Source organism: Streptomyces sp. NBC_01428, from assembly GCF_036231965.1.
Lineage (GTDB): Bacteria > Actinomycetota > Actinomycetes > Streptomycetales > Streptomycetaceae > Streptomyces.
The window spans coordinates 607,757-619,873 of the sequence record NZ_CP109499.1 but is presented as its reverse complement, the minus strand read 5'-3'; the positions used below and the strand labels follow the sequence as shown (position 1 = coordinate 619,873).

Genomic DNA, 12,117 nt, shown 5'->3' with positions numbered 1-12,117 from the left:
GCCACGTCGGCCCCTGGCAGGGCCGGCACCTCCGCGGCAGGAGGCCGGCCAGGTCCAGCGGTCCTCTCAGGGGCTGACGCCGGCCCGCTCGGACTCGCTGCGCAGGACGCAGAACTCGTTGCCCTCGGGATCGGCGAGGATCGCCCATCCCGAACCATCGGGATGCCGGTGATCGCCGACGAAGGTGGCACCGAGCCCCAGCAGCCTCTCCACCTCCTCATCGCGCGAACCCTTGGGGCGCAGACACAGATGGACCCGGTTCTTGACCGTCTTGGGCTCGGGGACCTGGTTGAAATACAGCACCGGACCCTGCTCCAACATCACCTGAGTCTCACGGACACCGGGCCCGTCCTCCGGATGCACCGGCCGCCCGGTCACACTGCTCCAGAACCGAGCGAGCGCGTAGGCGTCGGCACAGTCGATGGCAACGTTCTGAATCACTGAAACCATGAACCCGAGCTTTCCCGACCTCGACACCATCCGCCATCGAGTTGGGCTTCGGGCGCCACGGACAGGGGGTGCATCGAGGTCGGGTCTGTGAACGGGAGGACGCCGCTGAGGCCCCCTGCCGCGACCTACGCATCCGGGTCCCACGCCAGAAGACGGTCGAAGATGCGGCCGTCGCCCTCGATCTTCAGGGAGGTCACCGGGATGCGGGCGTACAGGGCCAGGACCAGGTCGCCGGCGGTGCCCTTCATGGTTGCGTCGGCCTCGGTCGGGGTCTCGCCGGGTGTGGGGAGAGGTGAGGCCGATGTGCCGTCGGCGGTGAGGGTGAGGCGCCAGGAGCGGCCCTCGGTGGCCTCGTAGTCGACGACACACGGCTCGTGCGGCCACGCGTCGGGCCCCGAGCAGCAGGTGGACAGGAACTCGTCGACACCGTCGAGTGCCGCTTGCTGGGGCAGGGGTTCCGGGCTGCCCAGGGTGATCTGGGCGTCATAGGTGTGCACGGCGGCCTCCTGGACCTGGTGCCGGGCGACCGCACCACACGTCTGCGGCGACTGCGACCCACCCCACCACGTCCAACAGCCCCGGTCCGGGCCGGAATCCCGCAGAGCACCGAGGAGTTGCTCCGTGGACTCCGCCGACCAGGCCAGCAACGCCTCGCGGTCCTGCGGCACGATCGGGGCCCCCTCCGGAGCGGCCGGAGTCGGCCGGGTGTCGGCAGGGCCTGCGGCGACCGTGGCGGCCCAGCGACGGTGCACCTCACCCAGGTGCTGCACCAGATCCCGCAGCGTCCACTCGGGACAGGTCGGCACCCGCACAGCGAGGCTGGGCGCGGAAGCGACAACGGCCCGGAACGCGGACGCCCGTTCGTCGATCATCCGCAGCAGGACAGGGAACTCAAGAGTCGTGGCCACGCGGACTGTCTATCACCGCGCTCCGACAGGCGAACAACGATTTTCCGGGCTGCCGCCGCCGTCGATCCCGGCGGCGGTGAATCGTGGTCCGGCGTTCGCAGCGTGCTGCCGCGGGGGACCCCACCACGCACACATGCCGGACCACGCCCCCACCTACTGCCGTCGTGGGCCGAGGACGCAGAACTCGTTTCCTTCCGGGTCCGCCAGGACGACCCATGGCTGTTCGCCCTGGCCGATGTCGACGTGGCGGGCGCCGTGGGCCAGGAGGCGGGCCACCTCGGCGGCCTGGTCGTCCGGCCTGAAGTCGAGGTGCAGCCTGTTCTTCACCGTCTTGTTCCCGGGGTCGCGGCCGAAGAGCAGTCCCGGCAGGCGATCTGGCGTCGGGCGGATCTCGAACTCATCAGGGGACGAGTCGACCACAACCCAACCGAGAGCATCAGCCCACCACTGCCCCAACGCCGCAGGATCCACCGAGTCGACAACGAGCTGCTCCCATTCCAAGGTCATGCGCCGAGCCTAGACCTGCCAGGGTTCCAGAGGCGGGCATGATCCAGCGGGCAAACGACCTACGTCATGACCAAACCGGTGACCGGCGTCTCCCCGACGCGCGGCGGCAGGGCGGTGTGGTGGATTCGCCCCGGCACGAGGATGCTGCACGACAGCGGAGGGTGCGGACGTGACGTCGCCGCATCCACCGTTCCGGGAGGTCGGGCGCGAGGGATGAGAGGGCGTCGTATGAGGATCGTTGTCACGGGGGCGTACGGGTTCCTCGGTCGCCTGCTCGTCGGGAGCCTGCTGCGGACGCGGACCTTCGGCGGTGCGCCGATCACCCGCCTGGTGCTGGTCGACCGGCTCGTGGATTCCGGGTTCGCGTCGGCTGATGACCCCCTCGTGGACGTCGTGCAGGGGGAGTTGACCGACACCCTGGGGGAGGTGTTCACGGCGCCGGTCGACGTGGTCTTCCACTTGGCCGCCGCCGTCTCGGCCGAGTGCGAGGCCGACTTCGACCTGGGCATGAGCGCGAACGTGGACACCACGCGCGCTCTGTTGGAGGCGGCCCGCGCACAGTCGTCCACCGGCGGTCCCGTTCCACGGGTCCTGTTCGCCGGCAGCCTCGCCGTCTACGGCCCGGACGCCGCGCTGCCCCTGCCACCCGCGGTGAGCGAGTCGACCGTGCCGCTGCCGCAGTCGAGTTACGGCATGCAGAAGCTCGTCTGTGAACAGGTCCTCGGCGACTTCACCCGCCGCGGATTCGTCGACGGTCGCGTCGCCCGGCTGATGACCGTCGTGGTGCGGCCGGGACGCCCGAACGCGGCAGCATCCGGGTTCCTGTCCAGCATCATCCGCGAACCCCTCGCGAAGTTGCCCGCCATCTGCCCCGTGGATCCCGGGACGCGCGTCGCGCTGGCGTCGCCGCGGCGCACCATCGAGGGCATCCTCCGCGTCGCGGAGGCCGAACGCGGCCTAGGCGTAGGAAAGTTGACGGGCCGACTGCCGGTCAACCTTCCCGCGCTCACCGTCTCCGTCGCCGACATGCTCGACACCTTGAGGAAGGTGGGCGGCGCATCCGCCGTCGACCTGGTGACCGTAGCGCCCGACCCGGCCGTCGAGGCCATCGTGGGTTCATGGCCGTCCGTTCTCGACAGCCGGCGTGCCGCCGCACTGGGCCTGAGGCCCGACCCGAGCTTCCTCGCCGTGATGCGGGACTACGTCTCCGACCACCCCGACGCCGTCATGAGGTGAGCCGTCCCACGGGGAACGGCGCGCAGGAACAGGGGACTTGAGAGGCACGCCCCAGGGCGTGCGTGAACCCTGGACAGGCTGTCCATGCCGTGCTGTCATGCATGTCGGCGACCACATTTCCAACGTTGTACAAGAGGCCCGAGAGTTCCCACACCGTCGTCCCGCCAAGCGGGCGTCACGCAACCGCTCCTGGATGATCCGACGTTGCCCCATGCCGGGGACAACGTTGTCGCACTGCCAGTCGACCCCTCGCGAAAGGCAGATCACCCGCATGTCACTGAGCAGACGCCACCTCCTCGCGATGGGCTCCCTCACCCTGGGAGCCACAGCACTCGGTGTCCCGTTCGCGGGAACGGCGGCCGCGGCCCCCGCCGTGTCCCCCCAGCCCCGCGCCGAGACGCGGAAGCCGGACGCGTTCCGGAAGCTGCCGCCCGGCAGTGTGACCGCCCGTGGCTGGCTCGCGGGTCAACTCCGGCTGCAACTCGACGGCTTGTGCGGCAGATACGAGAGCTTCTCCCACTTCCTCGACTTCTCGGCCACCGGCTGGGTGCACCCGGAGCGCGACTCCTGGGAAGAACTTCCCTACTGGCTCCGCGGATACATCCCGCTGGCGATCGCCACGGGCGACGCGCACGCGCTGACCAGGTCGCGGGAGTGGGTGGACGCCATCCTGGCCACCCAGCAGAGCGACGGCTTCTTCGGCCCGCGCGCTCTGCGCACCTCGCTCAACGGCGGACCCGACTTCTGGCCCTTCCTGCCCCTCCTGCAAGCGCTGCGCACCCACGAGGAGTACAGCGGCGACCAGCGGATCGTCCCGTTCCTCACCCGGTTCCTCCGCTTCATGAACGCCCAGGGACCCGGCGCCTTCAACAGCAGCTGGGTCTCCTACCGTTGGGGCGACGGCCTCGACATCACCGTGTGGCTCTACCGCCGGACCGGCGACGCGTTCCTCCTCGACCTCGCCGCCAAGATGCACACCCAGGGCGCCGACTGGACCGGCGCGACGCCCAGCAGGCACAACGTGAACATCGCCCAGGGCTTCCGCGAGCCCGCCCAGTACGCCCAGCTCACCGGCTCCGCCGACCTCACGAGCGCCACCTACCGGGCCTACGACACCGTGATGAACGCCTACGGGCAGTTCCCCGGCGGGGGCATGGCCGGGGACGAGAACTACCGACCCGGGTTCGCCGACCCCCGGCAGGGCTTCGAGACCTGCGGCATCGTCGAATTCATGGCCAGCCACGAACTGCTCACCCGGATCACCGGAGACCCGGTCTGGGCGGACCGCTGCGAGGACCTGGCCTTCAACATGCTGCCGGCCTCCCTCGACCCGGACGGCAAGTCCCTCCACTACATCACCAGCGGCAACAGCATCGACCTCGACAACCACCCCAAGACACAAGGGCAGTTCCAGAACGACTTCGCCATGCAGTCCCTCCAGGCCGGAGTGGACCAGTACAGGTGCTGCCCCCACAACTACGGCATGGGCTGGCCGTACTTCACCGAGGAACTCTGGCTCGCGAGCGCCGACGGAGGCCTGGCCGCGGCCCTCTACGCCCCGAACACCCTCAAGACCACGGTCGCCGGCGGAACGACCGTCACCATCACCGAGGAGACCGGCTACCCCTTCGACGACACGGTCACCCTCACCCTCTCCACGCCCCGACCTGTCAGCTTCCCCCTCCAGTTGCGCATCCCCGGCTGGTGCCGCGGTCCCCAGCTCAAGGTCAACGGCACCCCGCTGGCCGCTCCGGACGGCCCGGCCTGGGCGCGGGTGGAACGCACGTGGCACGACGGCGACACCGTCCGTCTACAGCTTCCCCAGCAGGCCCGCCTGCGTCACTGGCCCGGACAGCACGACGCGGTCAGCGCCGAACGAGGCCCGCTCACCTACTCGTTGAAGATCGGCGAACGCTACGACCGCTACGCCGGGGACGCGACGTTCCCCGCCTACGAGGTTCACGCCACCACTGCCTGGAACTACGGCCTCCTCCCGGACACCCCGCTGACCCTCGCACGGACCAGCTCCTCCGTCCCGGACCAGCCCTTCACCCCCGGCGCCAGCCCCCTCCACCTCTCGGCACAGGCCCGGAAGATCCCGGAGTGGATCGCGGACGACGAACATGTCGTCGCCCCGCTCCAGCAGAGCCCCGCGCGCAGCGCCGCCCCGGTGGAGACGGTCACCCTCATTCCCATGGGCGCGGCGCGCCTGCGCATCACGTCGTTCCCGACGGCGACACCCGACGGCCACGCCTGGACACCGGAACCCCCGTTCCGGCGCATCGCGAACAAGAACAGCGGCAAGGTCCTCGGCGTCGACGGGATGTCGACCGACAACAGCGCACGCGTCGTCCAGTTCGACAACACCGGGACGGGTGACCACGCCTGGCAACTCGTCGACAGGGGTTCCGGCTGGTACCTGATCCGAAACGGTCACAGCGGGAAGGTCCTGGGCGTCGACCAGATGTCCACGGCCAACAGCGCGATCGTCGTCCAGTTCGACGACAACGGCACCGCGGACCACCTGTGGTCCCTCATCGCCGACACCGACGGCTGGTACCGCATCCGCAACAAGAACAGCGGCAAGGTCCTGGGGGTGGACCGCATGTCCACGGCCAACAGCGCCCAGGTGGTCCAGTTCGACGACAACGGAACGTCGGACCATCTGTGGCGCTTCCTGTGACGGAAGCCGTGACATGAAGAGAGAGGCCGCCCAGCAGGGCGGCCTCTCTTCTCTACGAGCGTCTCCGGGGTCACCCGGTGCCGACGCGTCACGCCGGACCTGCCCCTCACGCCCCTTCTGCCGCCTACGGATCATGGCTGACCGTGCGGTGGTGCGGGTGCGGAAGGTCAGCCGCGGCGCAGCATCATGACGACGGCGACGATGACGATGATGAGGACGACGGTACCCAGTCCGATGTACACGGCTTTCTCTTTCCTTCGGAAGAGCGGCACCCATCGGTGTCGCAGAAAGCCGGGTGCCCCCGTCGGGAACTTTCAGGCCGCCCCGATTGTTCTGTTGCGTCCTCGTGATGATTCCGCCCCGGCCGTGCGCTGCCCCGGGAGGGCGGGGGAGAGGGTGTCGCGCTTCAATCCAGTGGGAACACCCGTGCGTCCAGCAGTCGGAAGGGCCGGTATACTTCACGTAGTGCTCGCCCCGGCAACTGTCGGCGGCCTGCGTTGCGTTGGTGGTCCAAGGAAAGACGTCCCGCTTCCTGCGGGGAGATGCAGGTGCAAGGCCTGCCCAGCGCTCCATGATGCGGATCCCGCCCCCATGAACACAGGGGGCGGGATCCGTTGTTTTGCCGGAGCCCATGCGTCCAGGAGGGCGTGACCGCCGTGCGAGCGGTTCGTGTCTCGCGTACTGGAGCGGTGGGACCGGCCGCCTGGCTGAGTGTCCGCTCAGTGGTCGGGCACGGTGATGGTGACGGTCGTACCGGTCTTGGCCGGGGTTCCGGGCGCCGGAGACTGGGCGGTCACGGTGAGCGAGTCGTCGCCGATGGTGGAGTCGTCCGTGAAGGCCATGCCGTAGTTCAGATCCGCGAGTTGCTTCCGGGCGTCGGCGACGGTGTGACCCGTCAGGTCGGGAACGGTGCCCTGCGTCGACGTCGGACCGGGCTGCTTGTCGGAGGTCGGGGAGGGGCTGGCCGTGGCCTGCGTCGGCGACGTCGGGTTGTTGTCGTCATCGGTGCTGTGGCAGGCGGTGAGAGGGCCGACCGCCAGCAGCAGGCCGGCGAGGGGGAGGGCGACGCGACGGAGTGGGCGAGGGGCGAGGTGGTGCATGGCGGACTCCCCGTTGATGAGGCCCCGGGACATTCAGGGCGTGCAGGACATCAGGGTGACCGACGGCTCGCGCGCGGCGCCATACGCATCGAGACGTAGGCGGGGCGCGGACCGGCCACTTCCTCTGCGCCGTGGAGTGGGCCCGGCTGAAGCTCCGTCCATCCAGGTGCCCCCCCAAAGCGGGCCAACGAGGCGGTCGTTGGACGAACACTCGGCAGCGAGGTGTTCGAAAACCGGTGGAGCAGCGGCGCTCGGCACCGCTACCGTGCTGCCGAGCCGAGTCGTCTGAGTGAGGACGTGCCGTTGTACACCGTGTGAGACCTCCCGAGAGCTGATCTGTCGCGCGTCGCGCAGGTGCGCCGCGCTCCTTTTTGCTGCGGACTTCTCACTGAAACCGGTGTACTTCTGTGCTCAAAAGCTGGGTGGTCGTTCCCACCTGCCTTCCCCTCGTTCGCCGCCGTTGCCACGCCTGTGCGTCCGAACGCTTCCGGCCCAGCCGCAAGTTTCGGGTCAACGCGCACCACAAGCTCCTCGACGCCTGGCTCCTCGTGCTCTGCACAGGCTGCGGGGAAACCGAGAAGCTCACTGTCTTCGAGCGGGTGAACGTGCGCTCCGTACGACCCGAACTGCTGGAGAGGCTGCACGACAACGATCCACGTCTGGCGGCCGAGTTGCTCCAGGATCCGATCGTGCGACGCCGTAATCGCATCACCCTCGACTGGGCCGGCGCCTGGCGTCTCGACACCGGGGGACCGGATGACCCGGATCACCTGGACCACGAGGTGCTCGATGTCTCGGTCCGTTTCGCGGCGCGGATCCCTGTCAGACCCGCGCGGCTGATCGCCGAAGGCTGCGCCCTGTCGCGGTCCGAGGTCGAAAGACTGCTCAAGGAGGGCAACCTCGTCTCGGCAGTCCGGCTGAGCGGCACACTGTCCGGCGACTTCACGTTCACCCTGAAGCGCTGAGCCGTCCTCCTGGGGACCCACGGGCTTGTCCGGCACCTGCCGCCGGACAGGCCCGCGGTCGTCGGCGCTACGGCGAAGGTTTGCTGAGGGCTACGGCACAGGTTTACGCGGGATCACCCCTCGGTTCGATGCGGATCCCGCGCTCTGGATGGGACGCTCCTGGCCCGGGGATGCCTGACTGTGCGGCCGAAGAGACCAAGGCCTGCCGAAACCGGGCGCTGCGGAGCAACGGGACGGCCGGACGTCGTCATCGTCCGGCCGCGTGCGACTGACAACGGGGGAGCACCATGAAGGCTGCGGTTCGCACAACGCAAAGGAATCGGAGGCGCCGCCTCCTGGTGGCCACGGCGATCATCGCTTCGCTCGCGTCCACGGCGTGCGAGGCAGGCGCCGGAGACGGCCCGGACGATTCCACGACGACAGCCCGGCCCGACACCACCCGCTCGGCGTCGTCGCGGGGGACAAGCTCGGCGAAGCCCACCGGGACGGGGTCGCCGACGCCGATCGGCAGTTCGAGCGACACGGCGGCGAACGGAGGCGGCGGCGACGGAGCGGAGGCGGACGGCACGGTGGTCTGCGCCGCAGCCGCTCTCTCCTTCGCCAGCACGAGTCAGGACGAGCCCGGCGACCAGGTCCGGCACCTCCTGCTCACCGTGACCAACGCCGGCAACAAGACCTGCACGGTCTACGGCTACCCTCGCGTGCAACTCGGAGCCGATGCGCAGGCCCCTGTCGCCCTGATCAAGGACAGCGACCCCAAAGCGCCCGCCACGCTCGCTCCGGGCGACGAGGCCAACGCCGCTCTGCTCGTCAGCGGCGGCCAACGGGACACCTACGAGGCCCACACCATCGGCGTCGTCCTCCAGGGCCGGAAGCCCGGCAGTACCGCAGGCGGCCCGGTCGACGTGCCGATGCCCGGCGTCGACACGCTCACGGTCGACGACGGCGGCCGTGTCACCTACTGGATGACGCCCTCCGGACTGGCCCTGGACTTCATCATGTCGCTGTGAGCAGCCAGAGGTGCAGCCATCCGGCCGGCCATGCAGCGGGCGCGCGGGTGAGCCACACCCCGCGTACGGCCCTCGCTACCCTTGCCCCCGTGGTCACACCAACCCTCTCCCCGATGACGTTCACCGCGGACGAGATCGCCGACGTCGTCGGGATCTACGTGAGCAACCCCGAGTACTGTCGCGCCGCCGGTGAGTACGACCCCGAGCACATCGAACCCGACCGGGTCGAAGCCGATCTGCGGGAGGAAGCCCGTAGCGAGGGGGGTCACGTTCTGCTCGCCCGGGACGGCCGTGGCCGCACCGTCGGGCTGGTCTGCCTGCTCGACCGGCATCCCAAGGACGGGTATCCCTGGATCGGGCTGCTGATGGTGCGGGGGGATCAGCGGCGGCAAGGGGTCGGCCGTCTGCTCGTGCGTGCTGTGGAAGAGCGCTTCCTCGGGCAGGGGCGGGACGGCCTGCGCCTCGCGGTCCTGGAGAACAACCCCTCGGCGTCGGCCTTCTGGAGCTCGCTCGGCTGGCAGGAGATCGACCGGCGCGCCGACGTCCGGTTCGAGCGGCCCTGCGTCGTGATGCACAAGCGGCTGGTCTGACCCCGGCTCACCTCGGTTCCCCGGGGCCGACCCGGGGGAGCGGAGGTGTGTGGTGGTCCGCGGCGCGGATGCGGACGGGTCGGCCCGCGCGTTTGTAGCTGCGCATGAGGAGGGCGGTCTGGACCTCGCGGACGCCGTCGAGTCCGGAGAACGCCCGGGCGTGGAACGTGTGCATGTCCGCCGCCGTGGGGTGGCTGCTGTAGCCGAGGACGTTGTCGCGCCCGGTGGTGACCACCAGATGCCGGATCGAGGGCTCGTGAGCGAGCCGGCGGAGCGCGGTGTCGAGGTGGGCGTGCTCGACACGGAGCCGGAAGCGCGCCTCCACCGGGTGGCCGAGCACACTCGGCTCGGCGAACAGCCGCAGGTGGAACACGTGTGAGGCCATGAGCCGGTTGAGCCGCCGCCGCACGGTCGACTCGCCGAGGTTCAGCCGGACCGCGAGGCTGGTCATCGGCATGCGGGCGTCCTCCGCTAGCAGGTCCGCCAGCTCCCGGTCGATGTCGTCCACCGGGATCGGTGGCGGCGGCAGCAGCCCGTCCATCGCCAGCCTGCGCATACGCGTCGGCTCCGTGCCGTACGGCGTCCAGTCGACCGCGGTGAGGAGCAGGCGCAGCACGAGCGCGGAGTGGATGTCGAGCACGCCCGGCATCCCGCCGATCGTCCGGTCGATGAGGTCGAGCAGCTCGGCCTCGTCGGCGACGACCATCTCCGCGAGGACCACCAGGTCGCCCGTGGCCACCTCGACCGACCGGGTGTCGGGCCGGGCGGCGATGGCGCGGGCCACCTCCTCCAGACGACCCGGAGCGCAGCGCACGGCCAGCTCGACGACCAGCCCCTCGCCCAGGTACTCGCCCAGCAGCGCGGCGATGAACCGTACCCGCCCGGTCCTGAGCATCCGTTCGAGGCGTCGGGCCACCGTCCGCTCGTGCAGCCCGACCTGCTCGCCGGCTTCGGCGAACGACGCGCGGGGCCGCTGCGCGAGGAACTGCAGAATCGCCAGGTCCGGACCGTCGAAAGACGACTGCTCCAGGGGATCGGTTTCCGCCATCTCTGCTTCTCTCATGCCCGAAAGCGCCATCCAGCACGTCTCTGTGCCTGGTCCAGGCTTTCTGCCGGGTGCATCTTGCCTGGATCCGAGGGTGACCCGCAGATTACCGGACAGCATCCGCCAGCCGACCTTCGGCCGTCAGCAGAGGTACCGCCCATGCCTGAGGCAGTCACCAGACCGTCGCCCAGCTCCACCCCGCGGAACCGTCCCGTGCCCGTGTCCGCCATGGCCCTCGTGGTCTCGATCGTGCTCGTCGAGCTGTCCAGCGGCATCACCCAGGGATTCCTGTCGCCGGTCCTGCGCAGCCTGACCGACGTCCTGCACGTCACCGCCGCCGACCTCAACTGGATCAGCATCGCCAATCTGATGGCGAGCGTCGCCTTCACACCCCTGCTCTCGCGGCTCGGCGACCTCCACGGTCATCGCCGCGTCCTGCGGTGGAACATCGCGGTGGTCCTCGCCGGATCCGTCGTCGTCGGCCTCGCCGGCTCCTTCCAGACCCTCCTCGTCGGACAGGTGCTCCAAGGAGCCTTCGCGGGCTTCTTCCCCCTGCTGGTCGGCATCCTGCGCAACCGCAGCGACGCCGCCGAGAGCAGGAACGCCATCGGCACCATGGTGGCCGCGCTCGTCGGCGGCATCTGCGTCGGCGGTGTCGCCAGCGGGCTGGTCGCCCACTACGTCGACACACCGACGGCCGCCCTGTGGGTGCCGACGGCCGCCGTCGGCATCGCGTTCCTCGTGACCTGGCCCCTGCTGCCCGAGACGACGGAGCGCCCCGGCGGCCGTCTCGACGTGCGGGGAGGCGTGCTGCTGTGCGTCGGCCTCGTCGCGATCATGCTCGGGCTCGGGCAGGGGGGAATGCCGGGCTGGGCGTGGACGTCGCCGCGCACCCTCGGCTGCCTGGTCGGGGGCGCCCTGGTGACGGCCGTCTGGGCTCGGGTGGAGCTCCGCTCGCCGGACCCGATGATCGACGTACGACTGTTCCGGCGGCGCAACGTCTCCGTCGTCGCGGTCGTCACCACGACGTTCTCGTTCTGCATGATCGGTCTCCAGGTGGCCGGCGCCATCTTCATGGGCACGCCGAAGGAGGCCGTGGGCTACGGACTCGGACTGGCGCCGCTGGAGATCGCCTTCGCGATGATCCCGTCGATGGCCGCGACCGGCGTCGCCGCACTGGCCGCCCCCACCCTGGCCCAACGGATCGGCGACCGCGCGACGCTCGTCACCGGCTCCCTGCTGATGGCGACGGGCTACCTGCTCACGCTCGGCCTCCACAGTTCCGTCGCCCCGTACCTGGTCTGCCAGGCCGTGGCCGGGCTCGGAGCCGGCGTGCTCCAGCAGTCCACCCGCACGCTCGCCGTCGAGTCGGTCCCGCGGGAGCAGACCGCCGTCGGCTCCGGCATCAACGAACTCCTCATCAACGTCGGCGGTTCGCTGGGCGCGGCCTGCGTGCTCGCCGTCACCGCCGCCAGTACACCGGCCGGCTCGGTCCTGCCGCAGTACGCCGCCTACGCGACCTGCTGGAGCGTGTGCGCCGCGACCGCCCTCGCCGGAGCGGCGGTCGCCCTGTTCTACCGCTCCGGCGCCCGCACCGTCTGACACCTCGAAGAAGGAACCCGA

The 12,117-nt window shown here is 70.0% G+C and carries 11 protein-coding genes; 6 read left to right on the top strand and 5 right to left on the bottom strand.

The window, feature by feature from the left end:
* Window positions 1-66: 66 nt before the first annotated feature.
* From OG406_RS02555 to OG406_RS02545, 3 genes are all read right to left on the bottom strand, one after another.
* A complete protein-coding gene (locus tag OG406_RS02555; RefSeq protein ID WP_329183664.1) occupies window positions 67-450 on the bottom strand; it encodes a VOC family protein in 384 nt (127 codons plus the stop codon).
* A gap of 125 nt (window positions 451-575) precedes the next feature.
* Window positions 576-1,358: a maleylpyruvate isomerase family mycothiol-dependent enzyme gene (locus tag OG406_RS02550; protein WP_329183662.1), complete on the bottom strand. Its 783-nt coding sequence runs from the start codon at window positions 1,356-1,358 to the stop codon at window positions 576-578.
* A 153-nt stretch (window positions 1,359-1,511) separates the two neighbouring features.
* Entirely contained in the window at window positions 1,512-1,865 is a 354-nt protein-coding gene (locus tag OG406_RS02545) for a VOC family protein (protein WP_164375745.1), read from the bottom strand.
* A gap of 228 nt (window positions 1,866-2,093) precedes the next feature.
* Here OG406_RS02545 and denD point away from each other — a divergent pair, with 228 nt between their 5' ends.
* Window positions 2,094-3,101: a D-erythronate dehydrogenase gene (gene denD, locus OG406_RS02540; protein WP_329183659.1), complete on the top strand. Its 1,008-nt coding sequence runs from the start codon at window positions 2,094-2,096 to the stop codon at window positions 3,099-3,101.
* Between the two features lie 271 nt (window positions 3,102-3,372).
* Window positions 3,373-5,784, top strand: coding sequence for a beta-L-arabinofuranosidase domain-containing protein (locus tag OG406_RS02535; RefSeq protein ID WP_329183658.1), 2,412 nt, complete (start codon window positions 3,373-3,375; stop codon window positions 5,782-5,784).
* A gap of 719 nt (window positions 5,785-6,503) precedes the next feature.
* Here OG406_RS02535 and OG406_RS02530 read toward each other — a convergent pair.
* Entirely contained in the window at window positions 6,504-6,884 is a 381-nt protein-coding gene (locus OG406_RS02530) for a PASTA domain-containing protein (RefSeq protein WP_326841386.1), read from the bottom strand.
* 407 nt (window positions 6,885-7,291) lie between these two features.
* Between OG406_RS02530 and OG406_RS02525 the strand changes: the two genes are divergently transcribed.
* From OG406_RS02525 to OG406_RS02515, 3 genes are all read left to right on the top strand, one after another.
* Entirely contained in the window at window positions 7,292-7,849 is a 558-nt protein-coding gene (locus OG406_RS02525; RefSeq protein WP_164375749.1) for a DUF1062 domain-containing protein, read from the top strand.
* Between the two features lie 338 nt (window positions 7,850-8,187).
* Window positions 8,188-8,859 (top strand): DUF4232 domain-containing protein, encoded by a 672-nt coding sequence (locus tag OG406_RS02520; protein WP_267049707.1) that lies wholly within the window; start codon window positions 8,188-8,190, stop codon window positions 8,857-8,859.
* An 89-nt stretch (window positions 8,860-8,948) separates the two neighbouring features.
* Window positions 8,949-9,449, top strand: coding sequence for a GNAT family N-acetyltransferase (locus OG406_RS02515; protein WP_266850214.1), 501 nt, complete (start codon window positions 8,949-8,951; stop codon window positions 9,447-9,449).
* 7 nt (window positions 9,450-9,456) lie between these two features.
* Here OG406_RS02515 and OG406_RS02510 read toward each other — a convergent pair whose 3' ends face one another.
* A complete protein-coding gene (locus OG406_RS02510) occupies window positions 9,457-10,497 on the bottom strand; it encodes an Lrp/AsnC family transcriptional regulator (protein ID WP_267049708.1) in 1,041 nt (346 codons plus the stop codon).
* Between the two features lie 156 nt (window positions 10,498-10,653).
* Here OG406_RS02510 and OG406_RS02505 point away from each other — a divergent pair, with 156 nt between their 5' ends.
* Window positions 10,654-12,096: an MFS transporter gene (locus tag OG406_RS02505; RefSeq protein ID WP_267049709.1), complete on the top strand. Its 1,443-nt coding sequence runs from the start codon at window positions 10,654-10,656 to the stop codon at window positions 12,094-12,096.
* Window positions 12,097-12,117 lie beyond the last annotated feature (21 nt).

Bases quoted from the DNA above. Each gene is read 5' to 3' on its own strand.
- OG406_RS02545 (WP_164375745.1), bottom strand. From the start codon at position 1,865: ATGACCTTGGAATGGGAGCAGCTCGTTGTCGACTCGGTGGATCCTGCG.
- OG406_RS02510 (WP_267049708.1), bottom strand. From the start codon at position 10,497: ATGGCGGAAACCGATCCCCTGGAGCAGTCGTCTTTCGACGGTCCGGAC.
- OG406_RS02530 (WP_326841386.1), bottom strand. From the start codon at position 6,884: ATGCACCACCTCGCCCCTCGCCCACTCCGTCGCGTCGCCCTCCCCCTC.
- denD (WP_329183659.1), top strand. From the start codon at position 2,094: ATGAGGATCGTTGTCACGGGGGCGTACGGGTTCCTCGGTCGCCTGCTC.
- OG406_RS02535 (WP_329183658.1), top strand. From the start codon at position 3,373: ATGTCACTGAGCAGACGCCACCTCCTCGCGATGGGCTCCCTCACCCTG.
- OG406_RS02555 (WP_329183664.1), bottom strand. From the start codon at position 450: ATGGTTTCAGTGATTCAGAACGTTGCCATCGACTGTGCCGACGCCTAC.
- OG406_RS02505 (WP_267049709.1), top strand. From the start codon at position 10,654: ATGCCTGAGGCAGTCACCAGACCGTCGCCCAGCTCCACCCCGCGGAAC.